General features: G+C 51.9%; 25 protein-coding genes. 9 read left to right on the plus strand and 16 right to left on the minus strand.

All coding sequences use genetic code 11. The features are described 5' to 3' along the window. Nucleotides 1-12: 12 nt before the first annotated feature. The 7 genes from RAL91_RS00705 to RAL91_RS00735 all read right to left on the minus strand — a co-directional run bounded on the left by RAL91_RS00705 (nucleotide 13) and on the right by RAL91_RS00735 (nucleotide 6,894). A complete protein-coding gene (locus RAL91_RS00705; protein ID WP_306259061.1) occupies nucleotides 13-1,281 on the minus strand; it encodes an ABC transporter substrate-binding protein in 1,269 nt (422 codons plus the stop codon). Between the two features lie 52 nt (nucleotides 1,282-1,333). After that, on the minus strand, nucleotides 1,334-2,119 hold the full coding sequence (locus RAL91_RS00710) for a helix-turn-helix domain-containing protein (protein WP_306259062.1): 786 nt from the start codon (nucleotides 2,117-2,119) through the stop codon (nucleotides 1,334-1,336). 269 nt (nucleotides 2,120-2,388) lie between these two features. Further along, nucleotides 2,389-3,051: a MarC family protein gene (locus RAL91_RS00715; RefSeq protein WP_306259063.1), complete on the minus strand. Its 663-nt coding sequence runs from the start codon at nucleotides 3,049-3,051 to the stop codon at nucleotides 2,389-2,391. 442 nt (nucleotides 3,052-3,493) lie between these two features. After that, nucleotides 3,494-3,817 carry a hypothetical protein gene (locus RAL91_RS00720; protein ID WP_306259064.1) on the minus strand — a complete coding sequence of 108 codons (324 nt, stop codon included), beginning with the start codon at nucleotides 3,815-3,817 and terminating at the stop codon, nucleotides 3,494-3,496. A gap of 27 nt (nucleotides 3,818-3,844) precedes the next feature. Beyond that, entirely contained in the window at nucleotides 3,845-4,420 is a 576-nt protein-coding gene (locus tag RAL91_RS00725) for a TRAP transporter small permease (RefSeq protein ID WP_306259065.1), read from the minus strand. Beyond that, on the minus strand, nucleotides 4,417-5,718 hold the full coding sequence (locus RAL91_RS00730) for a TRAP transporter large permease (RefSeq protein ID WP_306259066.1): 1,302 nt from the start codon (nucleotides 5,716-5,718) through the stop codon (nucleotides 4,417-4,419). The genes RAL91_RS00725 and RAL91_RS00730 overlap by 4 nt, the downstream gene beginning before the upstream one ends. Nucleotides 5,719-5,862: 144 nt before the next feature. Beyond that, nucleotides 5,863-6,894, minus strand: coding sequence for a TRAP transporter substrate-binding protein (locus tag RAL91_RS00735; protein ID WP_306259067.1), 1,032 nt, complete (start codon nucleotides 6,892-6,894; stop codon nucleotides 5,863-5,865). A gap of 222 nt (nucleotides 6,895-7,116) precedes the next feature. On the opposite strand from RAL91_RS00735, the gene RAL91_RS00740 reads away from it, so the two are divergent. The 3 genes from RAL91_RS00740 to RAL91_RS00750 all read left to right on the plus strand — a co-directional run bounded on the left by RAL91_RS00740 (nucleotide 7,117) and on the right by RAL91_RS00750 (nucleotide 9,477). Continuing rightward, complete coding sequence (locus tag RAL91_RS00740) at nucleotides 7,117-7,959, plus strand: alpha/beta fold hydrolase (RefSeq protein ID WP_306259068.1); 843 nt, start codon at nucleotides 7,117-7,119, stop codon at nucleotides 7,957-7,959. Beyond that, nucleotides 7,959-8,291: an antibiotic biosynthesis monooxygenase gene (locus RAL91_RS00745; protein WP_306259069.1), complete on the plus strand. Its 333-nt coding sequence runs from the start codon at nucleotides 7,959-7,961 to the stop codon at nucleotides 8,289-8,291. Before RAL91_RS00740 ends, RAL91_RS00745 begins: the two co-directional genes overlap by 1 nt. Before the next feature lie 163 nt (nucleotides 8,292-8,454). Continuing rightward, entirely contained in the window at nucleotides 8,455-9,477 is a 1,023-nt protein-coding gene (locus RAL91_RS00750) for a LacI family DNA-binding transcriptional regulator (RefSeq protein WP_306259070.1), read from the plus strand. Between the two features lie 146 nt (nucleotides 9,478-9,623). On the opposite strand, the gene RAL91_RS00755 is transcribed toward RAL91_RS00750, so the two are convergent. Further along, nucleotides 9,624-10,370 (minus strand): SDR family oxidoreductase, encoded by a 747-nt coding sequence (locus RAL91_RS00755; RefSeq protein WP_306259071.1) that lies wholly within the window; start codon nucleotides 10,368-10,370, stop codon nucleotides 9,624-9,626. A gap of 121 nt (nucleotides 10,371-10,491) precedes the next feature. After that, entirely contained in the window at nucleotides 10,492-11,505 is a 1,014-nt protein-coding gene (locus RAL91_RS00760) for a ketopantoate reductase family protein (RefSeq protein ID WP_306259072.1), read from the minus strand. A gap of 211 nt (nucleotides 11,506-11,716) precedes the next feature. On the opposite strand from RAL91_RS00760, the gene RAL91_RS00765 reads away from it, so the two are divergent. From RAL91_RS00765 to RAL91_RS00790, 6 genes are all read left to right on the plus strand, one after another. Further along, nucleotides 11,717-13,312, plus strand: a complete 1,596-nt coding sequence (locus RAL91_RS00765; RefSeq protein ID WP_306259073.1) for an ABC transporter substrate-binding protein — start codon at nucleotides 11,717-11,719, stop codon at nucleotides 13,310-13,312. 75 nt (nucleotides 13,313-13,387) lie between these two features. Next, nucleotides 13,388-14,308, plus strand: coding sequence for an ABC transporter permease (locus RAL91_RS00770; protein WP_306259074.1), 921 nt, complete (start codon nucleotides 13,388-13,390; stop codon nucleotides 14,306-14,308). Nucleotides 14,309-14,323: 15 nt separating this feature from the next. Then, nucleotides 14,324-15,169, plus strand: coding sequence for an ABC transporter permease (locus RAL91_RS00775; RefSeq protein WP_306259075.1), 846 nt, complete (start codon nucleotides 14,324-14,326; stop codon nucleotides 15,167-15,169). Nucleotide 15,170: 1 nt separating this feature from the next. Continuing rightward, entirely contained in the window at nucleotides 15,171-16,163 is a 993-nt protein-coding gene (locus tag RAL91_RS00780; RefSeq protein WP_306259076.1) for an ABC transporter ATP-binding protein, read from the plus strand. Continuing rightward, nucleotides 16,160-17,149 (plus strand): ABC transporter ATP-binding protein, encoded by a 990-nt coding sequence (locus RAL91_RS00785; protein ID WP_306259077.1) that lies wholly within the window; start codon nucleotides 16,160-16,162, stop codon nucleotides 17,147-17,149. The genes RAL91_RS00780 and RAL91_RS00785 overlap by 4 nt, the downstream gene beginning before the upstream one ends. 224 nt (nucleotides 17,150-17,373) lie before the next feature. After that, nucleotides 17,374-18,429 carry a LacI family DNA-binding transcriptional regulator gene (locus RAL91_RS00790; RefSeq protein WP_306259078.1) on the plus strand — a complete coding sequence of 352 codons (1,056 nt, stop codon included), beginning with the start codon at nucleotides 17,374-17,376 and terminating at the stop codon, nucleotides 18,427-18,429. A 77-nt stretch (nucleotides 18,430-18,506) separates the two neighbouring features. On the opposite strand, the gene RAL91_RS00795 is transcribed toward RAL91_RS00790, so the two are convergent. From RAL91_RS00795 to RAL91_RS00825, 7 genes are all read right to left on the minus strand, one after another. Next, complete coding sequence (locus tag RAL91_RS00795) at nucleotides 18,507-19,436, minus strand: aldo/keto reductase (protein WP_306259079.1); 930 nt, start codon at nucleotides 19,434-19,436, stop codon at nucleotides 18,507-18,509. 436 nt (nucleotides 19,437-19,872) lie between these two features. Beyond that, entirely contained in the window at nucleotides 19,873-20,022 is a 150-nt protein-coding gene (gene ccoS / locus RAL91_RS00800) for a cbb3-type cytochrome oxidase assembly protein CcoS (protein WP_306259080.1), read from the minus strand. After that, the gene (locus tag RAL91_RS00805) at nucleotides 20,019-22,349 is read right to left on the minus strand and encodes a heavy metal translocating P-type ATPase (RefSeq protein WP_306259081.1); all 2,331 of its coding nucleotides are present in this window, start codon (nucleotides 22,347-22,349) and stop codon (nucleotides 20,019-20,021) included. Before RAL91_RS00805 ends, ccoS begins: the two co-directional genes overlap by 4 nt. Beyond that, nucleotides 22,333-22,815 (minus strand): FixH family protein, encoded by a 483-nt coding sequence (locus RAL91_RS00810; RefSeq protein ID WP_306259082.1) that lies wholly within the window; start codon nucleotides 22,813-22,815, stop codon nucleotides 22,333-22,335. The genes RAL91_RS00805 and RAL91_RS00810 overlap by 17 nt, the downstream gene beginning before the upstream one ends. Before the next feature lie 8 nt (nucleotides 22,816-22,823). Next, nucleotides 22,824-24,353, minus strand: coding sequence for a cytochrome c oxidase accessory protein CcoG (ccoG, locus tag RAL91_RS00815; protein ID WP_306259083.1), 1,530 nt, complete (start codon nucleotides 24,351-24,353; stop codon nucleotides 22,824-22,826). Nucleotides 24,354-24,525: 172 nt separating this feature from the next. After that, nucleotides 24,526-25,398, minus strand: a complete 873-nt coding sequence (gene ccoP, locus RAL91_RS00820; RefSeq protein WP_306259084.1) for a cytochrome-c oxidase, cbb3-type subunit III — start codon at nucleotides 25,396-25,398, stop codon at nucleotides 24,526-24,528. Then, nucleotides 25,385-25,558, minus strand: a complete 174-nt coding sequence (locus RAL91_RS00825; RefSeq protein WP_306259085.1) for a cbb3-type cytochrome c oxidase subunit 3 — start codon at nucleotides 25,556-25,558, stop codon at nucleotides 25,385-25,387. Before RAL91_RS00825 ends, ccoP begins: the two co-directional genes overlap by 14 nt. Nucleotides 25,559-25,561 lie beyond the last annotated feature (3 nt).

The raw sequence follows: 25,561 nt of genomic DNA on the forward strand, positions 1-25,561 counted from the left end.
TTGACCAGAGGCCTATTGACCCAGGATTTCCTTGACCTGTCTGGCCGCATCACCCAGCGCCTCTTCAGGTGTTTTGCGTTGATGCAGAGCATTGGTGATTTCAAGCTGCATGACTTCCGATACACGCGGATACAGATTACCGGTCTGGGCAGAAGGCCGCACGACACCAACATCATAATTGGCACCAAGCTTTGCCAGAATACCGGCATTGGCCAGCTTTGCATCCGTATAGACATCAGACCGGCCAGGCGCACGGTTCGCGTCAAGCGCCGCTGCCAATTGGCGGTCATAGGCGGTAAAGGTCTTGATCAGCTCAGCCGCTTTTTCCTTGTTCTCGGAATTGGCATTTACAGCCAGCAACCAGCCACCCATCGCGGTGGAATGTCCATCTGGATGGCCTTCGAAATAGGGATTACGCTTGAAGTCAAACTTGCCGGCAACAGGGCTGTCGGCAGCACTCAACGGTGCATGGACAAAATCCTGCACCATCAAAAACACGGCACGGCCTTGCTGGAACAAAGTGCGCGCATCATCAGGACGCATGTTCAGGATCGATTGCGGCGCAATTTCATGCTTGTGCAGAATGTCGACCATGACCTGTGTGGCCGCAATGGCTTCAGGCGAATCCACAGCAACATTGCCATCTGCATCAAAGAAGCTGGCCCCATTACCGCCTGTGAAGGACAGCCAGTTCATGAACAGGCCTTCGATTTTGGCCCACATGGATACAAAACCGTAAAGCTGCGGATTATCCTCGCCTTCCATGACGGTTTTTGAAGCTGCGATCAGCTCTTCCCAGGTATTTGGTGGCGCGAGGTTATATTTTTCGAGCAAATCAGTTCGATAGAACAAATGCGTTCCATCAACATAAAGTGGCGCGGCATAGACTGAACCATCAACTGTGGCAGCAGACAGGAAGGACTGATTGAAAGCGCCCAACTCGTCAGCGGAAAAATACTTGTTCAACGGCTCCAGCCAGCCACGCTGGGCAAATTCGCCAGCCCAGATCACATCAATGGCAAACACATCCGGTGTCGGGCTTTTGGCGGTAAGGCCTGTGACATAAAGCTTGCGGGAATCGCCAGGAACATCGGAAACCTTGAGCCACTCAACCGACATATCCGGGTTTTGTGCTTTAAACGCCTCAATGTTCGGCTCCACCATTTGGCCATAGCCACGTGACCCGATTGACAGAACCAGATCCTCGGCACTTACCATTTGCGGTGCAGCCATGAACGCGGTCGCCACAATGGCGGCAGCATGAATAAGGGTTTTTTTCATAATATCCTCCCAGGATGATGTGCCATGGCCCGAACTCGATTGAGCTCAAACCTTAGCCGGCGAACCGTTCGCCTTGTTCTGCATTTGCAGTATCGCGGCCAGTCTCAAGCGCAATCTTTGCCTCGAGGAGAACTGTCCGAATTTCTGTTAGATGTGCGTCTTCATTCGCAATCGGGGTTGCCGCCTCGGCAACGGTCAGAAGACACAGAAGATCGCCATTGGCGTCATTGATGGGAACGCAGAAGCGGCGCACGCCTTTGGCATTCCCCTGTAAATCATATTGCAGGATTTCTTCACGTGCGCTCACCAGACGCTCTCTGGCGGTTTGCCAGGACACTTTTGCGCCGGCAACACCAACGTCAAAGAAACCGGCCAAATCCCATTGCGCTTCGATTTGCTCTATCGGCCACGACGCCAAAGCCACGCGGGTAATGGAATCCAGCTCATAAGTTGATCGCAGAAAGCCCGGATGAGCCCTAAGCCGCAATGCCATTTGCGGATGCTCCTCACGCAAATGCCAGCGCAGATTCTGGCCGCGCAGCAAAATGATCTCAGCGGCAGAAAAAAGCTTACTGGAAATATTCTGACACGCTGAGCTGAGCTGAGCTGGCGAAATCGATCCAAAGGATATGTGCCGTTCAAACGAGAAATTGGGATGAATGCGTCGGTCAGCAGAACGATAGACATGCCCCGACGCCTCAAGATCACTCAGCAACCGGTACAAGGTCGAGGGCGGCATATCCAGCCGCGCCACAAGCTCCGAGGTCAGAAACCCTTCGCTTGAGGTGTCCGACAGACACTCCAGCACACTGATGATTCGTTCGACGCTATTTGACATCATAAATTCCCAATATTTAGAATTTAATTATCAAATATGAGAATTGAGTCAAGCCAAATCTGGGAATTGGCGATAATGAGGGCCGGAAATGGCAGAAGGTCATGGAAAAGGGCGCTACAGTTTTCAGCAAGGATTCGTCTGGCGCGTGTCAGAGCCCATTCAATTCACACGCATCAATTGACCGGATCAGCTCGGTTCATCATGGGCGCTTATGCGGCTCTGCCACGATGTTCCATATACTCATTTGTGCAACATTAGCCTGACAGCTTTTATGGTTGCAACGCGCCGTCATGAAACGCGCTTTCGACGTTCAAAACGCCCAAGGCATCGAAGCCGCCTAACACAGCATCAACAGCTATTGTAGCCAGCACAATTCCCATTACTCGACTAATTATGCTTGCACCCGTTTTGCCGATGTAGGGGTAAATTAGCGACGCGCCCAAGAGCAAAATAAGCGTAAAAAGAAGAATGAGTATGAGGAAGACTGCCGTCACAGCTTGCTCTGAAATCGTCTGGCTGTGATTGTCTGTTAAAACCACAATGGCCAGCATTGCTCCTGGTGATGCAATGGATGGCATCGCAAGAGGGAATACCGCCCCCGAGAGGTCGTTACTTCCTGCAGCAGCTATTTCCATATCTGGTTTTGAATCACCGAAAATCATAGTCAGCGCAAACAGGAACAAGATAATTCCGCCCGCAATCTGAAAAGACCCTAGCCGCAATCCAATTGCTTCCAGAACAAACTGCCCACCTACGAGAAAAAACAGCAGAACAAACCCTGCAATGGCTACAGCACGTATTGCAAATCTTCGGTGAAGGCTTGGCGGAACGCTGGCAACCGCAAAAAGAAACACGGGGATAGAACCAATCGGGTCGATAACCACAAACAGCGTTACGAATTCTCGTGCAAGACTAACCCAATCCAAGACCATTCCTCGCCATCGAATAATTTTTCTTTTTCAGAACCACGAGGTAACAAAACTGCTGATTTTTTTCAAATTATTCTGCTGACGTCATCGCAAAACCCATCCTTTTTGCAATGGTCCTTGTGAGTCAATGAAAACAAATTGCTTGGCTGTGGCAAGATATCTGGTCACATCAATCTGAAGTTTGATGCATTGGCTTTGCGGGTTTTCAGGCAGAACCGCTTGACCGAAGAGAGAATGTCGTCGGCGGACTAAAACCATTGATAAGGTTTTGGATTTTGGTTGTTTTCATCACTGAACGCAATTACATCGGCATCCAGCCCTGCGCTTGAACAATGCGCGCAGCAACTGCTTGCAGGTCAATTCAGACAGGACAAACTTCCATCGTTTGCAACACTGAATCTGATTTTCTCATCAAGGAAAAGCCGTTGACCCACAGGGCCTGACCCTAGCTGTCAGTTTCCATGATGTGGTGGTGGAGTGTGCCCACGAAAAAATCTGCCATCACCTTGTCCGCTTCAAACTTTGTTTGTTCACGTTCCACACTGGCAAGTGCGTCCTCCATCGCATCCCGGTCCGGATAGCTGATGGCCACGATCATAGGATATTGGGGAGCACCGTCATCACGCCCCACTTCAAAATTGACGGATACAGTTTGAACATTTGGCATTGCTTTCCAGCGCGGCACCACACGCTCCAGAATCGCATTTCTGAAATTCTGCGCATTTCCTGCATGCACAGTGCCTTCAAACACAGCAAATCGGACAATCATATGGGACCTCTGGAAGCGTGGTGAATGTCAGGTATCACTCAATTGACCGCCAGCTTCCGGCATAGCGTCATTGTCATCTTTGTCTTCCAGAAAATCGATCAGTGCCCGCCCCATCATTGTTAAGGACTGCAGCAATAAAAGCAGGCCGCCAATGGGTACGGACAAGCGTGCGTGAGAGACAAACAGATAGCTTGATGGGCTTACCTGGCCCCATCCAAGTTCTACAAATTTCATGCCGTATTTCATCAGATACAGAGCGAAGACAGCGACCACCGCCATCAGAAAGACTCTGTGGAGCTTGCGCAGCCGTGTGGGTAAGAGTTGGACCAGAAGATCCACCTCAAGATGGTAGCTTGCGCGCAAGCAGACCGACATGCCGACCAAGGCCACATATCCGGACAGGTAAACGGCAACTTCTTCAACCCAGGGAGCGGGAAACGGCAAGACATAGCGTATGAGGATTTGCAGCAGAAGCATGCAAAGAACGCCGAGAAGAGCCATTCCCATGAACCAGCGACTGACGACGTCTACAAACCCTGTAAAACGGTCCCATGGCGCAAAAATTCTTGCAAAAGTGCCTGATCCTCTTGGTGAAACGGTCATGGTATCAGCCCTCCCAGTTCAAACATTCTGGGCAGAAATTCGGTTATGGCCGGGATGAAGATAATAATTATGGCAAGCACAACTTCCAGAATAATAACGGGCCACATATATTTCATGATATCGGCGATCGTGACCCGCCCGATCAGACAGGCTGTCAGAATTGCCCCACCGACGGGTGGTGTCAGGTGGCCCACGCCAAGAACGATGATGATGATCATGCCGGTATGAACCGGCGTAAATCCGAATTCGTAAAAGATTGGAATGATGATCGGGCCAAACAGCAGAATGTTCGCAGTTCGCCCGACAAACATGCCCGCAATCAGCAAGACAGCAATTATCATCGATATGATGGCAAACTGATTGGACGTAACGCCAAGCAATGCGTCCAGCACAATTTCAGGAATGTTCTGGATTGCAACAATGTATGAAAATGAAAGAGCAACACCTGAAATGATAACCACTGCGGCCGATGTAACTGCGGCGCTTATCAATATCGGCCCCAGTTGGGCAATGGTCACAGTTCGATACACCAGCATGGTTGTAATCATGGCGTAAAGAACGGCGATTGATGCAGATTCAACGGTGGTGAAAAGCCCGCCAAAAATCCCGAACAGGATGATAAACGGCATGCCCAGAGGCACCAGGCCTTTGCGAAGTGCCGAGACAACCTGTCTCCATGACGCCCTTGGATGTTTTGGTATTTTGTATTTCAGGGTCATGAAATAGGCGCACACCATATAGGCGCAGGCCATAAAGAAACCGACGGTAATGCCAGCGCCGAACAAAGCTGCGACAGGAACCCCGAAGACTGCCCCATACACAACCATAACAATACTGGGTGGCAAGGTCGGAGAGAGGGTTGCAGATTGTGCAGTTACCGTTGCCGCATAGGCACGCGGGTAACCTTCCTTCTCCATCGCCGGCATCATGGTGGAGCCCATGGCCGCAATGTCCGCTTGCCCTGAACCTGAAATGCCAGCGAAAAATACGCTTGAAAGGATATTTACCTGGGCAAGGCCGCCCTGAAGATGGCCAACAAAGGCACGGGCAACATCCAGCAGCCGATCAATCAATGCGCCTTTCGTCATGATTTCTCCAGCCAGGATGAACATCGGCACGGCGAGAAATGTAAAAGACGTTACGCCATCAAAGAGGCGCTGATTGAGAATAATTAGGGTGGATTCGCGGCCCGTCTCAAAGAAGTGAGACATTGTCGACAGGCCCATTGCAGCGAAAATGGGAAGCCCGATCAGGACGCCTACAATCAGCGCCAAAAGCATTATGGATGCAACGAGCATCGTATTTCCTTCAAAGGTGGGGACACAGGCTATGATCCGGTAGCGGCTGGTCCAGGTTTATTCGACTTGATCTGGCGGCAGGCCTTGATCCCGTGGCCAATTAATGGGCCACGGGATCAAGGATGATTAATGAGCTTTATGGCATCAATCCAGATTTGCTCTCACACGCTCGAGCGCATTGATCACTGTAGATGTGAAGTCCGCATCTACATTTTCTTTCACAAAATTCTGGCCAACAGGATAGGCAATTTCCTGCCATGCTGCTTTTTCATCGGCAGACAGAACTGTGATGGTTGTGCCCTTTTTCTGCAGCTCTTCGATGGCAGCAAATTCTTCCGACATCGCCGAACCATTTTGAACGATGATTGACAGGTCAATCGCTTCTTTCAAGATGGATTGGTGTTCGTCAGACAATCCGTTCCAGAAATCATTGTTCGCCAGGTAAGCCATGTAAGAAAAACTGTGGCCGGTAAACGAGACATGATCCAGAATGTCCAGATGTCCATTGCCAACCGCGCCGGAAAGGCTGCCTTCAACACCATCAATCAGGCCCGTTTGTAAGGCTTGATTTCGCTCAGAACCCGAGAGGCCAACAACACTGCCGACACCAAGGCCTTGCCAGACAGCAATATTAAGCGGGCCTGGTGGTACGCGCAATTTGACGTTTTTCAGATCTGCCGGTGTGCGGATCGGACCTGCTTTTGAATACAGGTTACGCACTGAGTTTTCGGCAGCGCCAAAGAAGCGAACGGTGTTGTTTGATGCTTCCAAAAGGTAGTCATTGACAAAACTTACAAGCTCTTTGTCCTGCATCAACCCGTAAAACTCACGGCGATCCTTGAAGACAAATGGTGCATCAAAAAGCTGAAAATTCGGGGCAATGCCGTTCAGGCCGTGTACACCAACGACATAAAACTCAAGTTCACCCAGGCGCAATTGATCCACAACATCACGATCACTCCCAAGAGCTCCATGAATGACGCGGTTGACCTGAATTTCTCCGCCGGACTTGCCTTCAACGATGGCCTCAAAGGCGATGGCGGCTGTTGTTGAACTCGGATTTTCCGAATGCGCGTAAGTCATTTCTATTGTTTCGGCAAAAGAAACCGTCGACGCAAACGCGCCAATACATAAGGCAAACGAACTTTTTGCCATAAATGAAGATATGTTATTCATTTAAACTTCCTCCCATTTCATAAATATTTTTTAGATTGCTGTGTTTACCATGACACTCCATCATGTTAACGTTAACACAGCATCTTAAAAAAAATATGTCAAATTGTTTTTTTGGATATATATCACGCTAGTTGATCGGGCTGCCTTCAAACGGCTTGCTCACAGAGAAGCTGAAACGAGGGAAACCACCGTGTTAAGAACTCAATTTACAAGGGATATCGTATGAGCTCTGTCGCTCCAAAATTCGTCAAAATAGATGAAAAAAATCAGATTCACGTCATCCACCAAGCACCTTCACAGGGGAAACAAACATTTGTTTTCCTGAATTCCATGGGGGCCACAACCCGTGCTTGGGAAGACAGGATTGCGCCTGCCCTTCGCGCCCGGGGTTACGGGACGCTGAGTTTCGACTATCGCGGGCAAGGTGAAACACTTTATGGGTCTGATGCACGGCTGGAGCCTGAAGAAATTGTTTCGGATATTGTGCATGTGCTGGATGATCAGAAGCCTCAGCGGCCCATTATGTGTTGTCTGTCGATTGGCGGGCTGTTCGGTGTCAGAGCCTTGGAAAAAGGCGCGAATGCAGAGGCAATTGCGCTTATAAACACGCTTCGAAAGTCGAATGCGCAGGTCGAATGGATAAACACTCTTGAAGCGCGATTGATTGCCATGGGCGGCATGCCACTTGTGTATGATGTATTGCGTCCCGTGCTTTCAAGTGCGGCGGAACTTGAGAAAATGCGGGAAACGCACCTTCCCGAAGAAGGTTATACGCCCTGGCCTGCAGATCATCCTCGCCGCCGCCTGGCCGATGGCGTCAACAAGGCGGATTGGGATTTTCCTTGGGAAACACTCACGATACCGGCGTTGGTTTTTGTTGGCCTGCATGACCGGCTTTTCAGAATTCAAAAGGATGTGGACGACATTTTAGAGAGAATTCCCAACGCAAAAGTTGCGGAATACTCCGATGGCGGGCACTCTTTGCAAGCGGAGTTTCCGGACGAATTTGTATCCGACCTGGTAAAATTTGCAGAAGAAGTTGATCAAACGGAAGGCAGGAAGTGATGTTTATTCGATGTGCTTTTTTCAAAGGCAAGGTCAGGGACGGATATCAGGAGAAATTTGACGCCTATATCAGCGAGGTCCTGACCGATACATGGCGCGCATTTCCAGGTGCGCAGGAAGTACGTGTCATGCGCGAGGTTGAAAGCGATAACCCGGATATGCCAATGGAATTGGTGATTGCGATCAAATTCGACTCGCGCGAGGCCATAGATGCAGCCTTGAATTCTCCTGAACGTTTTGACAGCCGGGAGAAATCAAAAGCACTTATAGACATGTTTGACGGAGAGGTGTTTCACACTGTGTTTCGTGCAGAGCACTTTCCGTTGATGTAGCGTTATTTGGCTCCAAGGTTTGTTTTGCCTCAGGATATTAAAAGGAATAGAGTCGAGGCCGGACGATAAAATGGGTCTTATTGCCACTCAGCTTCATTGGGCTGGTATCAGGGTCGATCGCATTCTCCCTCGATTTTGAACCAACTGAATGTAAGGTGATATTTTGGCGAACACATTCGGCTCCAAGCCAAGAAATGCGACCCAAACCGACGTCGCAAGACGCGCGGGTGTCAGCATAATGACAGTTTCGCGTGCTATGACCGGGTCTTCCAGAATATCACCTGATACCAAGGAACGCATTAAAAGCGCCGCTGAAGAACTTGGCTACGTGTCTAACATTTTTGCCGGTTCACTTCGAAACCAGCGCAGTTCAATGGTCGCGGTCGTCATTCCGTCAGTGAATGACCTGGTCTTTGGCGAGATACTAAGCGGGATCAATTCCGTACTCCGTCCAAGAGGTTACTTCACAACTATTGGCGAGTCGTTTTTCGACCCCGAAGAAGAATTCAAAGTCATCAAGTCAATGCTGGCAATGCAACCGGCGGGGATCATTCTGACCGGAGGAATTCATCATAAGCCCGAACTTTCCGAATTGTTGAAGAAACGCAGTTGTCCAATCCTTCAGGTCTGGGACACCGATCACCTGGATTTTGACTATCATGTAGGCCCTTCTCAGATTGAAGCCGGCCAGATAATCGCTGACCACTTTATCAAAAAAGGATTCAAAAAAGTGGCATATGTTGGTGCCGAATTATCAATTGACGTATGTGCATTTCAGCGGTTCCGGGCATTTCGGGATAGGCTGTCAGAAGCGGGAATTTCGGTTGAGGTTGAGACGGATGACAACATTCCACGCCAACCGGAATCAGGTAAAATCCTGACCCATCGGCTCCTCTCCAAAGCCGCTGATATTGATGCCATTTATTACCTGAATGATCCAATGGCTGTGGGAGGGCTGTCATATCTTGCCGACAAGGGCCTGTCTGCGCCCGAAGATGTGGCTATTGCCGGATTTAACGGCTCCATGCAGAAATTTTCCATTCGGACCAAACTCACGACAGTGGATGTGCCGAAATATGAGATTGGCAAAGTCTCTGGGGAAAAATTGCTGGCCCTGTTGACTGACGATGTGGAAGGCCAGTTTTACCGCTCGACGCTTCAGCTTATTGAAGGTGATACAACCTAGCCAGCTTGCCAGATGCGCCGCATGTCCACGTGCTGCCGTGCTGCGCCCTATACCGGCTTTCTCGCCACTTTTAATCAAGGTCCGGTTTACAACAGCGGCGGCTGATTGATTTCACAGTCGCCACTGCGGTTTGTGGTCTTGCCAGCCTAACCGCGGCCGACAAAGGGCATCTGATTGGCCATGACCGTCATAAACAGCACATTGGCATCAAGCGGCAGATTTGCCATGTGTAAAACAGACGACGCCACATTGCCGACATCCATTGTAGGTTCCGGCTTTAACGATCCGTCTGCCTGGGGAACACCACCTGACATCCGCGCTGTCATATCGCTTTGCGCATTGCCGATATCAATCTGTCCGCAGGCGATATCGAAGGGTCGCCCGTCCAGCGAGAGTGTACGCGTGAGGCCCGTTATCGCACTTTTTGTGCTGGTGTAGGCTACTGATCCCGGCCTTGGGACTTGCGAGGAAATGGAGCCATTGTTGATGATGCGTCCGCCTTGCGGCTTCTGCTGGCGCATGATGCGAAAGGCTTCCCTTGCGCAGAAGAACGCGCCGGTCAGATTGACATTGACCACCTCCAGCCAGTCCTCTGTTGAGACCTGATCAATCGTCTGTGATTTTTTGCTCAGACCGGCATTGTTGAACAATACGTCAATGTGGCCCCAGTGCTCATAGGCTTTGTCAAAGGACGCGCGCACAGAATCCGGATCTGTTACATCGCATGCCAGAACCAGTACGTTATCATCCCCGGCAGCGAGCTCCTGCATAGGGCCAGGACGCCGCCCGATCAGGCCAACCCTGTAGCCACTTTTGAGAAATAATTCTGCGCAGCTTCGGCCAATGCCACTGCCTCCACCCGTTATGATAATTGACTTGCGATGGCCACTCATACTTGAATTCCTTTCAAAATAGCTGCTTGGACGTGTGATGATTTGCAAAAGTTTTCAGCCAGAAAATTCACTTTTGCAATAGGCTTCGGACGATTGTTTATTGCCCGGATTGCGAGTTGATTTACGGATTTTCTGGCTGCTGCAGGTCCTGGGCCGGGTAGCAACCGGCCAGTCGCGCGCGCAAGATAACCAGCGCAACCACAGTATCCAGAGTTGGTGTCTTCACGCCGCTTTGCCTTGCGAAATCCTGCACAATACGCAAAATATTGTCGATTTCCATCGGGCGTTTCAGATCATAATCCTGACACATGGACGGTTTTTGACGGGCGCCGCCTCCCCGTTTGAATACGTGTTCCACATCGCCTTCCAAACCCGAAAATCCATGCGCTGTTGCAACAGCAGCCCCTTCCAGAAACAGGGCTCGTGCGACATTTCTTGCATGATCGTCATTCAATATGTCGTAGGCTTCGCCACCTGTCAGGACCGATGACGGTGCCGTTGACAGATTGCGCAGCAATTTTCGCCACATGGTCAGGCGTATGTTTGCGTCTGTTTCAAACAGCACACCGGGTACTGTAAGCTGCGCGGCAAGTTCTGCTGCCAGGTGACTTGCTTCAGCCGTTGCCGGACCCAGCACAAATCTGTTCTTGCTGCTCCGGTTTTGTATGATTCCCGGCTCTACAACTTCATTTGTTGAATGAATCACCACGCCCATTGTCTGCTCAATAGGAAGCATGGCTGCAATGGTGCCATTGGGGTCAAGACGAGATGTATCCGGCGCTGAACCAGAGATGTCCAATCCGTGTCCATACCACCAAAAAACACCATTCATGGCGGTGATCACGGGTGTGCCAACTTCTATCACCGGACGGATTTTCTGTAAGATGTCCGGCAGCGCAGGGGCCTTGACGGTGGTGATAATCAAATCCTGGGGCCCCAGTGTTTCAGGGGCGTCACTTGCATTGAGATGAACCGTTATTTCTGTAGCGTCCACACTTCGCAAACGCAGGCCCTGTGCCTTGATCGCGTCCAAATGCGGACCTCTTGCAACAACGCTGACGTCATGCCCGCCCTCGTGTAGACGGCACGCAAGAAAGCCGCCAATAGCGCCCGCACCAACGATCATTATTCGCATTTTTTGAGCTTTCCATGTGATGAAAATCAGGAATTTTGTGACCGGTTGACGAAACGAATTTGTTTCTCTACCGTAAATTAGGTTATCGCTAACCTTTAGGAATATCAATAGAGATATCGATATCATTTTCCGGGTGAATGGGTGTGAAGTTTTGCATCATGGAAATTCACCGCAGAATTTAAACAAGCAAATTGCTCTTTGGGAGGATGCTGTGCTTCATAGAAAGATTACTACATTTGGCGTGTCAGCCATGTTGGCTTTCGCCGCACTTAGTTCGACATCTGCGCTGGCTCAAACCATTAAAATGGTCATGAGTCCGCCAGCCGTTGAAACAAACCGATATTGGAACACTCCGGGTGACTTTGCGCTCGGGCCGTCCATGCAAGGCCTGGTCGGGCACAACCCGAAAACCGGGATTTATGACAGTAGCAGTCTGGCTGAAAGCTGGACGCATAATGATGACTTTACCGAATGGACTTTCAAGCTGAAACCAGCTGCCGAGTTTCATTTCGGTTGGGGTCCGGTTACCGCCGCAGATGTGATCCACAGCCTGGAGCTTCATACTGGGCCGGATACGACACTAAACGGGATCAGCCAGCTCGAAGGCGCTGTTGCAGAAGCCATTGATGATCACACCGTCAAATTCACACTGCCAAAACCGCAAGTGGATTTTCTGTTTGTTCATGGCGGACGTGGATCATTGGTCATCTATTCCAAAGCCCAGTTCGATGCTGAAGGGCTTGAGGGCTATGATGCCAAACCTGCCGGAACTGCCGAATTGCAATATGTTGAACGCCTTGTTGGTCAGGGCTTGACCTTTGAGAAAGTTGAAAATCACTGGTCTGGTAATGATGCAGAGTTCGACCGTCTTGAGCTGACATTCATTGCAGAACCGGCAACCACATTGGCAAAACTTCTTGCCAAGGAAGCTGACATCGTGATTTTGCCACGGGAATTGCAAGGCGATGCACTCAACGCAGGTTTCCAGGCGATACAATCCACAAACGCCTCGAACCAGACAACAATGCTGTTCAACGGTGCATTCCTGACGCCGGGCGATGAAGGTTTGGATAAAACTCTTCCTTGGATCGACATCAGAATTCGTGAAGCCATAAATCGGTCGATTGATCGCCCAACCATGATTGATGTTCTCTATGATGGCAGAGCCGACATTCTTCCTGTCTTCGGCATGGATCCGCGCCACGAAGGGTATGTTCCGGAACTGGCAGAACGGTTCGAAGGTGCCTACGGCTATGATCTGGAAAAAGCGCGGGCTCTGATGAAAGACGCCGGGTATCCTGAGAAATTCTCAAATCCGGTTATTCCGATCCTGTCGTCTACACTTGCAGGCAATCCGGAATTCCCGGCCATGGCTGAATTGATGCAGGTTTTCCTCGATGAGGCGGGCTTCCAAACCGAGATCGTTGAAATGGATTGGGCAAGCCTTGGTGGATTGCGTTCCAAGCGCAGCGCCAAGATGTTCCACCCCATGCGTAACCTTCCGGTGAAACCAAGTGCTGTTGGTATCCGCAACTACTACTCGGCTATGGGTCGTCCAAAGAACAATTATGAGGACCCGGTCATTGAAGAACTGATGGCACAATATTCTGTATCAATTGATCCTGCGGAACGTGACAAACTGGCGGGAGCTATATTCACCCAGGTGTTTGAGCAATACGCAGTCGCGCCTCTTGCGAGCATTTCTGCCGAAGTGATCGTGAATCCTGAGACTGTTGGCAGCTGGGTCTTTCCTGGTGCCACCTCGGTCGGGGTGAGTCATTTCTCATCAATTACGCCCGCTAAATAGGCGGTTCTGACACCGAGTTCCGGGCATGATTTTGCCCGGGACTCGACCTGCAAATTAGCTTTGAAGGACGTGTGAATGCTTCGTTTCCTTTTAACGCGACTTTCTCAACTGATTGCTTCGCTGTTGGTCATAACGGTTATTGTTTTCAGTCTGAGCCATTTGACCGGGAGTCCGGTCGACGCCCTTCTGCCGGATGACGCAACTCCGCAGCAGATTGAGTCTCTGACCGAGCATCTGGGTCTGAACCGGCCCTATCACGTTCAGTATTTTACCTTTCTCAAGAATGCAGCTGTCGGCGATTTTGGCGACTCGACAAAATGGAAGGGCAGCACAGCAGCGCAAGTTGTGGTGGAGCGATTGCCTGCAACACTGAAACTGGGCGGCCTTGCCATGCTCATCAGTCTCGTTGTCGCCATTCCCCTTGGTGTTCTGGGCGCTGTCAAAAAGAACAGCATCTTTGATACCGCTGCAAATATTATCGCTCTTCTCGGGCAGTCACTTCCCGCGTTCTGGCTTGGCATCGTCCTGATGTGGATTTTTGCTGTGACTTTGGGCTGGTTTCCAACATCGGGCTATGGCGGATTGTCACACATGATTTTGCCAGCAGTCTCCATGGCCTGGTTTCAAATTGCCGCGCTGACGCGGTTGACCCGTTCTGCCATGCTGGAAGTCCTGGATGCGGAATACATTAAGCTTGCAAGGGTCAAGGGCGTGTCGGAACCGTGGGTCATCTGGAAACACGCTTTTCGAAATGCAGCAATCATACCCATCACCTATTTTGGTGTGCTCGCCGGATCGCTGCTCACCGGGTCTGTTGTCATTGAAACGGTTTTTGCGTGGCCCGGCACCGGATTGCTGGCCATCGATGCCATTCGCGGTCGGGACTTTCCGGTCATCCAGTCGGTGGTGCTGTTCTTCGCTGTATTCTTTCTCTTCGCAAATTTTCTGGTCGATGTTTTATACGCGGTCATTGATCCGCGCATTCGGTATAGTTAAAGGAGCAATCATCGCATGGCTCGAAAACAGAAGCGTTTTGGCGGATTGCCAATCATACCTATCATCATCCTGATGGCAGTTCTGATCATCCCGGCATTGTTCGCGGATTTTATTGCTCCGTACGATCCTTACAAGGCTCATTTGCGGGACCGGTTGGTGCCACCGATGTTCTTTGGTGGCACGTCCGAGTTCATTTTCGGCACTGACCGTCTGGGCCGGGATGTCCTTAGCCGCATCCTGCATGGTGCAAAATATGCACTTGTCATCTCATTGGCCGGCATCTTGCTCGGCGCTGTTGTCGGCACCATTCTGGGGTTGCTTGCAGGGTACATGCGTGGCTGGGTCGACATCATCATCATGCGCATTGTGGATATCACATTTGCACTGCCAAGCATCTTGTTGGCGCTGGCATTGGCATCTGTGTCAGGACCGAGCTTTCAACTGGTTATTTTTGTCGTTATTTTCGTCATCTGGGGATATTTTGCGCGCCAGGTAAGAGCAGAAACGCTGAGCCTCCGGGAACGTGATTTTGTGGCACGGGCACGTGTGGCCGGAGCCTCGGATTTTCGTATTTTGCGCAAATATATTCTGCCCAATATCGTCAATACGATTGTGGTACTGGCAACCCTGCAGATCGGTGTTGTTGTCATATTGGAGGCGACACTCAGCTTTCTGGGAATTGGCATCCCCCGACCGACCCCGGCATGGGGTCTTCTGGTTGCCGATGGTCGTCAGCTGATTATTTCAAATTGGTGGATCTCGTTCTTTCCCGGCATGGCAATTTTGCTGACAGTTCTGTGTGTCAACATGCTGGGTGACAGTTTGCGTGATTGGCTGGACCCAAAGTTGAGGCAGGTCTGACATGACTGACAACACCGTTCTGGAAGTAAAAAACCTGCATACGACACTGAATTTTTCGACTCAATCCGTGTCCGTTGTTGATGACGTCAGCTTTTCCGTTGGGGCTGGAGAAACGTTGGGCATTGTCGGGGAGTCAGGCAGCGGCAAATCCATGACGGCCCTTTCCATCATGCAAGTTCTGCCAAGCCCTATTGGCCGCATTGAAGGCGGAGAAGTTTGGCTGAACGGCGAAAATCTGGTTGGAAAGACCGCCAGGGAAATGACTGCGATACGTGGCAACGAAATTGGCATGATTTTGCAGGATCCTCATACATCGCTCAATCCCGTTTACACTGTCGGCAATCAGGTCATTGAAGCCCTGCGCATTACGGACCCAACGGCACCGCGAGGCTCACTGCTCACACGGGCAATTGATGCTTTGAAGAAGGTCAACGTGGCTGATGCCGAACGACGGATCAGCGCTTATCCGCACCAGATGAGCGGTGGCATGAAACAGCGCATTGTCGGGGCAATTGCCATTGCCGGCGCGCCCAAGGTAATCATCGCTGACGAACCCACGACAGCGCTGGATGTGACGATCCAGTTGCAATATCTGAACTTGTTGCAGGAGATACAAAAAGAAACCGGCATGGCGATCGTGTTCATCACCCATGATCTGGGGATCGTCGCCAATCTCTGTCACAAACTGGTGGTTATGTATGCGGGGAAAATTGTTGAATCCGGAACCGTAAAAGATGTTTTCGAGGCCCCGTCGCACCCCTATACCGAAGCCTTGCTCAACTCCGTACCATCCGTCGACAAAAAGGTTGATCGTCTGTATGCCATTGAGGGCCAACCTCCATCCCTGTTTGCCGGGAAAACCGGATGCAGCTTTGCTCCTCGCTGCCCTCACGCTGATGATATTTGCAGGTCACAGGCACCGCCAGAAACACAAGGCCTGAGTGGTGCGGAAAGCCATTTGGCAAAGTGCTGGAAAGTTGAGCGCACATTATGACATTGCAACACATTCTGGACGTTAAGGGACTGACCAAGCATTTCCCCATTTCTCGCGGGCTGTTCGGCGGGAATGAAGCCATTGTGCGGGCAGTGGACAATGTCAGCTTCAATTTGGAGCACGGCAAAACACTGGCACTTGTTGGGGAATCCGGCTGTGGCAAGACCACACTGGCGCGCATGTTGCTGAAACTTCTGACGCCGACAGCAGGACAGGTCATTATTGAAGGCAAGGATGTCGGGGAGATGACCGGCGCGGATTTGCGCACGTTCAGAACCAATGTACAGGCAGTCTTTCAGGATCCATGGGCGTCGCTCAGCCCGCGTATGCGTGTGTTTGATATTGTCGCCGAGACTTTGGTCATCAACCAGAATCTTACCAAAGGTGAGCTGACGAAGCGCGTTGATGAAGCACTGCTTGCGGTTGGCTTGCGTCCTGAGCAGGCCAAGAACTTCCCGCATGAGTTTTCCGGCGGTCAGCGCCAGAGGATCGCAATTGCCAGCGCCATTGTCGCCAAGCCAAAACTGATTATTCTGGACGAACCGGTGTCCGCGCTTGATGTGTCAATCCGCTCGCAGATCATGAATCTCTTCAAAGACCTGCAACAGGAATTTGGCTGCTCCTATGTTGTGGTCGCACATGATCTGGGCACCACGCGTTTTATGGCTGATCAGATTGCCGTCATGTATTTGGGAAAACTGGTGGAAAATGGTCCCACAGACCAAATGTTTGATGCGCCGCAACACCCCTATACTCAGGCGCTTTTATCTGCCGCCCTTCCCTTGAGGGTTGATAAGGCCCACGACCCGATCATTTTGCGCGGGGAAGTTCCATCGCCAGTTAATCCGCCGTCCGGTTGCGCCTTTCATCCCAGGTGCCAGAGCTATCTGGGAGAAATATGTCAGACCAACGAGCCAAAACGGTTGGTAACCAATGATGCAGGTCATTCCATTACCTGCCACCGGGTGGAAGCAGGTTTGGATTGAGCCGAGCCGTATAGTCTATCGGACAATTGTCAGACTGCATCTGATTGTGTCTTTGTTATTGCAGAGGTGGCAATCCTTTTTGTCTGCTGCATTTTTTAAGCTTAACCGCAACTTCCGCGCCCGTCGTTCATACCCTAGGTAAAACACATGTCTTTGCACCGACATCCCAATACCCGATATGATATCAAAAGCCCGTTTTTCGGGTCACCTGATACGGGCACTTTATGAATATTAGGAAAAACGGTTCCGCAAAGCGCGGGCGTTTGTCGGGTATTGGAAAAACCAAAAAAATCACTCTGTCAGATGTCGCCAAGCTGGCGGATGTCAGCACAATGACAGTTTCCAAAGTTATCCGTCAGACAGGAAGCATATCTGCCCCAACGCGCAATCGCGTGCATGAAGCCATTGCAGAATTAGGGTATCTGCCAAATCTGATCGCTGGCTCCTTGAGTTCTCAAACCAATTTGATGGTCGCCGTTATTATTCCATCGCTGGGGAACAATGTGTTTGGTGAGGTGTTGGGCGGCATCAACACCGTCCTGACAGGCGCCGGCATGCATACGTTCATCGGTGCCTCGGATTTCCACACCGATATCGAAGAGGAACTCATTCGCACCATGCTGCCTTGGCAACCATCGGGCATGATCCTGACAGGCGGTATCGCTCACAGTACTTCAACAGACAAATTGCTTGCGGCAAAGCCTTGTCCAATTGTGCAGATTTGGGACAATGATGTTCCGGAATTTGATTTTAATGTCGGGTTTTCGCACATTGAAGCAGGCCGGATGATGGCACGACATTTCTTTGAAAAAGGTTTTCGCAAAATTGGCTATGTCGGCTCACAGCATACCAAAGATGTGTGTGCAGCAAGACGCTATGAGGGGTTTTGCAACCAGCTTCAGGAGCATGGTTTGACCGTGACTGCGGAAATTGTCGAAGACGGTAATCGTGAACCATCCTTCGGCTTGCAGAGCACACGAGACTTACTGGCCCGCGCCGGCGATCTGGATTCGATCTACTTCCTCAATGATTCTCTTGCAATTGGCGGTTTGACTCATTTGCACCGCGCAGGAATATCAGTGCCAAAACAAATCGCCGTTGCTGGCTTCAACGGCTCATCCATAGGAAAGTTGATATCAACTGAACTAACGACGATCGACACGCCCCGTTGGAAAATCGGTGATACGGCGGCACGCTGTTTGCTGGACTGTATTGAGGGCAAAAATGTATCTCAAAAGATCGATATCGATGTGGAACTGATTGTAGGTAACACAACCTGACAAGTGTCCGATGGCACAATGCCCCCATAGAACTGCGGGTCAGTCCTATGGGGGCTCATTTGTGCTTCAATGGTCTCTCAATGGCCCATAAGCGCCCGGACACGTGAAACAGTGTCCGGGTCGGGTGTTACGCCCGCCACGTGATCGCAGATTTCAACGACCTGTTCTTCGCTGTTGAGCCCCACGATGACACTGGCGCAATTGGCTGACATCAGCGGAAAACGTATGGCAAAGCGGGTCATGCCGTCAGCTGCTTCAGGAATCGCCTCTGCCAGTTTCTGCCGGGCGTTAAACGCATCGGCATATTTTTCTTTGGCCAGGCGATGCCCCTCTGGCACGTCCGCATGACTGGCATAACGGTCCGTCAGCACACCCTCATAGAGCGGGCGGATGGCCAGAAAGCCCCGTCCGTCATCATTCAGTGTGTCGATCACCGGCGACATTTCCATCTCCAGCGGATTGTAATAGGCAATCAGGGCTTCTTCAGCCGGATGCGCCATGGCCGTGGCAGCGCTTTCGGGGAAATACGGGAAACAGGCCAGATGACCAACCTTGCCCTTCTGGCGCAATTGCTCGAAGGTTTCAGCAACCTTATCGTGAATGTTGGCCAACAGGGGAAGTCTGTGTTCCTCGTCATGCGGACGACAGCGCCACATCCACTGCACCATGGCAATACGGTCGGTGCACAGATCGCGCAGGGCATCATCAATGATCAGCTCAAGCTTGGCAGCATCAAAATCCGGGTCGTCCCAATCAGGCACCGGTGCCTTGATGACGTGCAGCAAATTGTGCCGCTCCGGGTGATCCTTCAAGACCTCATGCATCATCCAGCGCACGCCATATTCATAACTTGAGTGAATGAAGTTTATGCCATGATCAATTGCGGCATGCATTGCACGCAAGTGTACTGGCAGGTCTGGATCGTCTTGGCTCTGCGCAATACGCATCGGCCCGTAACAGATTACGGAAACCTCCAGGTCGGTGCCGCTGATAATTCGTTTTTCCATCGAAGTGCCCTTTATCTGAATGCTCTGAAAACTTGGCTTCTGGACGTGCGATAGCCTGACTTTCTTCAAAAAGCCTGTCCGTCCAAAAAAACGGTCCGAATTTCAGTTAAGTGAGTTTCTTCCATGCAATCAGGTCGCCGCTTTGGCCACCGTCACAGGGCACAGAAGACCGTCATAGGCATCGTGGAGCGGTACGCAGAAACGGCGCATGCCTTTGGCATAGCTCTGCAACACTGTTGCAGCGTTTCATCCCGCGCATTTACCAGACGCTGTTTGACAAATAAATTCCTGATAGCTGAAATTTATTTGTCAAATCTTGAAATGTCAAAGAGATACGGGATGAAGTAGCTGAAATAAATGCAAAAAACATATGAGCCCAAAGTATTCAAAGCCAGGATTCGCGGGCAGCCAGTCTGAAAAAATTCAGATCTGCACCTCAAAGAGGGTCATCATCATCCTGTAAAATACGTTCTGCAGCCCCTTCCGGGTCATCATACTGGCCGGTCCGCAGGCTCCACAAAAAAGCGCCGAGACCCAAAAGGCCAAGGCCAAGCGCAACTGGAATGAGGAATATCAGAAGATTCATGCAGATGCCCCCAGCGTTTTTGTGGACCGCATCCATCGCGGCCTGTTGCTGACAAGAGCAGCGGTTTGCGCGCGCAGACCTTTGTCCCCCAGCAATCTGAGACTGTTGGCAACCACAATGATTGAGGAAGCCGACATGGCAATAGCGGCTACCAAAGGCGTCACATATCCTGCCATCGCAAGCGGCACGGCAATGCAATTATACAGAATTGCCAACGCAAAATTACCCCGCACCAGACGCCCGGCACGCCGCGCAATGCCAATGGCAAATGGAACAGCTTCAAGACTGTCGCGGGTAAACACAAAATCTGCGGCCTGTCGGCCAATATCCGATGCGCTGGCGGGCGCTATCGAGGCATGACCTGCCGCAAGGCTGGGGGCGTCATTAATGCCATCGCCGACCATCAGAACCTTGCGCCCCGAGGCCTGCAATTCATTGATGCGGGCAAATTTGGAAGCCGGTGTCTCACCAACGCCGAAATGCTCAATTCCAAGCTGATCTGCTATCCGCTGCACCGGCACCACGCTGTCACCGGACAAAATTTCGCTGGATATGTTTTGCTGTTGCAAAGCGCCCAGAGCATCCTGTGCCCCGGTCCGCATGGTTTCCTCCAGCGCAAACCAGACGGGCGCAGCGTCAGCACATGCAAAGCTGAGGGGGTAGCCGTTTGGCGTTTCATCCCTTGGCGTTGCAATCTCCGCCACCCAGTCCGAACGGCCAAGCCGCATCAGTGTCCCGTCAATCCTGGCTTCCACACCAAAACCGGGTTTTTCCACCACGCTTTGGGTGCCAAGGTCCGGCGCATCGCGCAACAGATGGGCAATTGCCTTTGAAGCCGGATGCGAGGAGTTGCTGGCCAGAGTTTTAATGCGGGCCCGGTCCTGCGCGCCCATCTTTGCAAATGGCGTCACACTGGCGTTCCCCATGGTCAAGGTGCCGGTCTTGTCGAACACGACATGATCGACATCAGCAAGCCGTTCCAGCGCCGACCCATCGCGCATCAAAATACCGTTTTGGAAGAGCCGCGTTGCGCCCACCACATGCACCACCGGCACAGCCAGACCCAAAGCACAGGGACAGGTGACAATCAGAACCGCAATGGCAATTGTCAGCGCCCGGTGCCAGTCGCCACCAGAGATGATCAGCCAGCCAATAAAAGCGGCAAGCGCCAGCAGATGCACGGCCGGCGCATAGATACGCGCCATTCTGTCGGCAATGCGCACAAAGCCGCCGCGTCCATTTTCGGCAGCTTCCAGCATTTTCATGACTTCAGACAGGAAGGATTGATTTGCCGTTTTGCTCACCAGCAGATCCAGCGATCCGGTGACATTCAGCGTACCGGCCTCAACTTCATCACCGGCTGCGGCAGGCACCAGGGCGCTCTCGCCTGTGACAAGAGATCGATCCAGGTCGCTGCCGCCCCGCAAAATAGTCCCGTCGACCGGAATGCGGTCCCCGGGAAAAACCCGCAAATTCATATCGGGCAGAATGGCATCAAGCGGCACATAGACCAGCTTGCCATCCTCTTCGATACGGGTTGCGCCCTTGGCGGACAACCGACTGAGACTGACAACGGATTTGCGCGCCCGCTCCCGCATATTCTGATCCAGATAACGCCCGATCAACAGGAAGAACAATAGGGTAACCGCCGCATCAAAATAAGCATCCGCACCCCCGGTCAAGGTCTCAAACAGGCTCATGCCTAGCGCCAGCAGAACCGCCAGCGAAATTGGCACATCCATATTCAAATGCCCGCCGCGCAACGCCCCAAGGGCCGAGCGAAAGAACACCTGTCCGGAATAAATCACCACGGGAATGGCAATCAGTGCAGAAATCAAATGGAACAGATCACGGGTCGGACCATCTGCACCCGACCAGACCGAGACGGACAGCAACATGATGTTGCTGGCAGCAAAGCCGGCAACAGCCATAGCCTTCAGCAAAGAGGAGGCTTTTTTAGCGCCTTCCGCTTCACTCACATCACCAGGCTCGATTGGGACAGCCGGAAAGCCAAGACGCGTCAGAGTGTTTTCAACTGGAATGATGTCGCGTTGCCTACCCACCACCACACTGAGCCGTTTCAAGGTCAGATTCACCCGCGCTGTGTCCACCCCCGGCAAAGGCGACAAGGCCCGCTCTATTTTGGAGATGCACCCGCCACAGTGGATGGATGGCACTGAAAATGTGAATTTGAAACCGCCTTTGGGCAAAGCCTCACCGGCGTGAAGCAACGCATCGTGCTGCGCAAGTTCTGCGCCCGCCTCTTCGGCGATATCAGACTTTTCCTGCGCGCCACAACAGCTCATCGCGTCAGCTTTCGACTTCAAAACGAATGATCCGGCTCCAGGCAACGATACCATATTGAGAGACAATCAATTGAGCCTCCCAGATACCGGCCCCCAGATCTGTTTCAACCGTGTAGCCACCGGCATTCGAAGGCTGCATTTCCAGACTGCGATCATCGCCTTCATGCACAGGCCGGCCAAGACCCACAGTTACTTCGCTTTGCTGCACAGGGTCCCCGGCAAAGTCTGTCAGCGCAAGAGAAAACACACCGTCAGAGTAACTGGTCTCCGCATGCCAGCCCAGCTCTGCCTGACGCTGATATTCAGCCGATTTGGCATTGAAGTGCTGACTTTCTACATAGGTATTCTTCACCACCAGTCCGGTCCATGTAGATCCTGCGGAATAGGCCAAAAACATGTTGACGGAAATGATGGTTCCGAAAAACAGGCACATCACACCGAACATATGCCAGCCGGTAAATTCATCTGGATTAAAAACGCGTTTCATGGACAACATCACTTGACCTCCGGTGCTTCAAAGACGGCTTCATAGATATCCATCTCATTTGACTGCTTGTCCTCTGCAATCAGATTGAATTGAGTAGACCCGCCCTCAACATGGGAAGCAGGCTGGCGCACAAAAACGCGCAGGGCACGGAGCTTGTCTGGCTCGACCGGCACTGCAAAGGACACACCATCCGGCTGGTCCAGACCATTGATCGACATGGTGGCCCCGGGCAGCCCCTCAAGGGACAGGTAGATGACCCTCGGTTCCTGCACCATGTTCAAAATCTTGACCGTGTAGCCATTGCGAATGCCACCATCGCTCATCTGGACAAAAATCGGATTGCGGTCATGCTGCACGTTGACGCCCAGCCGGTCACGCAAGACAAGTGCGGTCAACAGGCCAATGCCGATCAGCGCCCAGACCGAGAAATACAAAAGCGTACGGGGCCGCAAAAAGATGCGCCAGTCAAAACGGCGAATGCCGTCAATGAACCCGTTTTCATCACGTATCCGATCCGGATTGATCGTCGTCGTACCCGGCTCGGTGGCCAGCGCCATATTGGTGTTGTAATCGCTCAGGGTTGAGTAGGAGATCAGGCCTTTTTCCCGGCCAAGCTTGCCCATGATATCGTCGCACGCATCAATGCACAGAGCGCAGGTAATGCACTCCATCTGCTGACCTTCGCGAATATCAATGCCGGCAGGGCACACCACGACACAGGCACTGCAATCCACACAATCGCCCATCGGATCGCCTGCAGCTGCAGCCTTTTTACGTCCATGTGTGCGTGGCTCACCGCGCCAGTCATTATAGGTGACAACAAGCGAATCTTCATCCAGCATGGCCGCCTGAATGCGTGGCCAGGGGCACATGTAATTGCAGACCTGCTCACGCATATGGCCGCCAAAAATATAGGTCGTGGCGGTCAGCACACCAACCGTTGCATAGGCCACAAACGCGGCCTCGCCGGTAAACATCTCCACCAGCAAAGTTGGCGCATCGGCAAAATAGAAAATCCAGGCGCCGCCTGTGGCAACGGCAATCAACACCCAGATGACATGTTTGATCACCCGCTTGCGAAGCTTGTCAAAAGTATAGGGTGCGGCATCCAGCTTCATGCGGGCATTACGGTCCCCTTCCATGAAACGCTCTACCACCAGAAACAGATCGGTCCAGACCGTTTGCGGGCAGGTATAGCCGCACCAGGCGCGGCCAACCACAGACGTCACCAAAAACAACCCAATGCCGGCCATCACCAGCATACCGGCGACAAAGTAAAATTCCTGGGGCCAGATCTCGATGAAGAAGAAATAAAACCGGCGATTGGCGACATCCACCAGAACCGCCTGATCCGGGGCGTAGGGGCCCCGGTCCCAGCGCAGCCAGGGCGTCACATAATAGATCGCCAAAGTGACGATCATGATGATCCATTTCAGCCGCCGAAAATCACCCGTGGCGCGCTTGGGAAAGATTTTCTTGCGCGCCGCATAGAGTTCCTGAGGGTCTGAGGGGTCGTCTAGTGTTCCAATGTTGCTCATGTGATCTCTGGCCAGCTGGATGTTTCAAACATATGCGCCTTTGCGCCGATTTCAGCCTTGATCCAAATCAAGCTGAACGCCGCAAAACCCATTCAAAAACAAACCTCAAAAGCATCATGCATCCAGAGGCATTGCCTCGGGATGCATGATAGCAGATTTTGAAATTTCTGGCCTATTCACCACCGCCAAGACTGTGAACATAAACAGCCAGCTGTTTGGTTGTGGCTTCGCTCAAACGACCAGCCCAACCCGGCATCACACCTTGTTGCGGTCTGACTATCTGGGCAACGATGTCCGCATGAGAGCCACCATAAAGCCAGATTGCATCACTGAGGTTAGGCGCACCAAGTTCGGGGTCCCCCTCACCGCTGTCACCATGACAGGCAGCGCAGTTATCCTCATAAACAGTCTGGCCCCGAAGGGCGGCTTCGGCATCGCTTTCCTGACCGGAAAACTGTCGCACATACCAGGCCGCATCGACAATGTCGCTGCGCTCCAGTATTTCGTCGGCCCCAAAGGCCGGCATGTCAGAAAACCGCGTATCATCGTCAGCATCGTAGCGAATGCCGTGTAGCAGTGTCAGATAAATCTGCTCCACATCACCGCCCCAGATCCAATCATCATCCAGAAGGTTTGGATAGCCGCCACCACCGGCGGCTCCCGCCCCGTGGCATTGCGAGCAATTGACCTTGAAAGCCGAACTACCACCTGCAATGGCAAATTGCAGCAGATCCGCATCCGCCTCGATCTCCGCCAGTTCCATGTTGAGGATCTTCTCCGCAAAGGCGGAGCGAGAGGCTTCAACAGCGGCAAGATCCGCGCTGACATTGGCCCGGCTGGACCAACCCAGCAGCCCCTTTGAGGCGCCCGAAATACCGGGCCAGGCCGGATAGGCAATCGTATAGCCAATAGAAAACACAATCGTGGCATAGAAGGTCCACAGCCACCAGCGCGGCAGTGGGTTGTTCAATTCCTTGATGCCGTCCCAGTCATGGCCCGTTGTCTCAACACCAGAGAACTCGTCAATTTCTTTATTTTCGGCCATGATTCTCGTCCTCGTTGAAAGGGATGCGGGCCGCATCTTCACTGTGTTTCTTTGAGCCGGGCCGGAAGGTCCACAGCACTGCGATTACAAAAATCACAAACATGTAGAGCAATCCCCAACTGTCTGCGAATGTCCGCATGGACTGATATGTTGATTCCATGAT

This window comes from Pararhizobium sp. IMCC21322, from assembly GCF_030758295.1.
Taxonomy (GTDB): domain Bacteria; phylum Pseudomonadota; class Alphaproteobacteria; order Rhizobiales.

Coding starts and splice junctions, on each gene's coding strand:
- RAL91_RS00710 (WP_306259062.1), bottom strand. CDS start 2,119: ATGTCAAATAGCGTCGAACGAATCATCAGTGTGCTGGAGTGTCTGTCG.
- RAL91_RS00790 (WP_306259078.1), top strand. CDS start 17,374: ATGAATATTAGGAAAAACGGTTCCGCAAAGCGCGGGCGTTTGTCGGGT.
- RAL91_RS00755 (WP_306259071.1), bottom strand. CDS start 10,370: ATGAGTGGCCATCGCAAGTCAATTATCATAACGGGTGGAGGCAGTGGC.
- RAL91_RS00740 (WP_306259068.1), top strand. CDS start 7,117: ATGAGCTCTGTCGCTCCAAAATTCGTCAAAATAGATGAAAAAAATCAG.
- ccoP (WP_306259084.1), bottom strand. CDS start 25,398: ATGGCCGAAAATAAAGAAATTGACGAGTTCTCTGGTGTTGAGACAACG.
- RAL91_RS00730 (WP_306259066.1), bottom strand. CDS start 5,718: ATGCTCGTTGCATCCATAATGCTTTTGGCGCTGATTGTAGGCGTCCTG.
- RAL91_RS00770 (WP_306259074.1), top strand. CDS start 13,388: ATGCTTCGTTTCCTTTTAACGCGACTTTCTCAACTGATTGCTTCGCTG.
- RAL91_RS00745 (WP_306259069.1), top strand. CDS start 7,959: ATGTTTATTCGATGTGCTTTTTTCAAAGGCAAGGTCAGGGACGGATAT.
- RAL91_RS00825 (WP_306259085.1), bottom strand. CDS start 25,558: ATGGAATCAACATATCAGTCCATGCGGACATTCGCAGACAGTTGGGGA.
- ccoG (WP_306259083.1), bottom strand. CDS start 24,353: ATGAGCAACATTGGAACACTAGACGACCCCTCAGACCCTCAGGAACTC.
- RAL91_RS00735 (WP_306259067.1), bottom strand. CDS start 6,894: ATGAATAACATATCTTCATTTATGGCAAAAAGTTCGTTTGCCTTATGT.
- RAL91_RS00785 (WP_306259077.1), top strand. CDS start 16,160: ATGACATTGCAACACATTCTGGACGTTAAGGGACTGACCAAGCATTTC.
- ccoS (WP_306259080.1), bottom strand. CDS start 20,022: ATGAATCTTCTGATATTCCTCATTCCAGTTGCGCTTGGCCTTGGCCTT.
- RAL91_RS00705 (WP_306259061.1), bottom strand. CDS start 1,281: ATGAAAAAAACCCTTATTCATGCTGCCGCCATTGTGGCGACCGCGTTC.
- RAL91_RS00795 (WP_306259079.1), bottom strand. CDS start 19,436: ATGGAAAAACGAATTATCAGCGGCACCGACCTGGAGGTTTCCGTAATC.
- RAL91_RS00780 (WP_306259076.1), top strand. CDS start 15,171: ATGACTGACAACACCGTTCTGGAAGTAAAAAACCTGCATACGACACTG.
- RAL91_RS00775 (WP_306259075.1), top strand. CDS start 14,324: ATGGCTCGAAAACAGAAGCGTTTTGGCGGATTGCCAATCATACCTATC.
- RAL91_RS00810 (WP_306259082.1), bottom strand. CDS start 22,815: ATGAAACGCGTTTTTAATCCAGATGAATTTACCGGCTGGCATATGTTC.
- RAL91_RS00725 (WP_306259065.1), bottom strand. CDS start 4,420: ATGACCGTTTCACCAAGAGGATCAGGCACTTTTGCAAGAATTTTTGCG.
- RAL91_RS00760 (WP_306259072.1), bottom strand. CDS start 11,505: ATGCGAATAATGATCGTTGGTGCGGGCGCTATTGGCGGCTTTCTTGCG.
- RAL91_RS00715 (WP_306259063.1), bottom strand. CDS start 3,051: ATGGTCTTGGATTGGGTTAGTCTTGCACGAGAATTCGTAACGCTGTTT.
- RAL91_RS00720 (WP_306259064.1), bottom strand. CDS start 3,817: ATGATTGTCCGATTTGCTGTGTTTGAAGGCACTGTGCATGCAGGAAAT.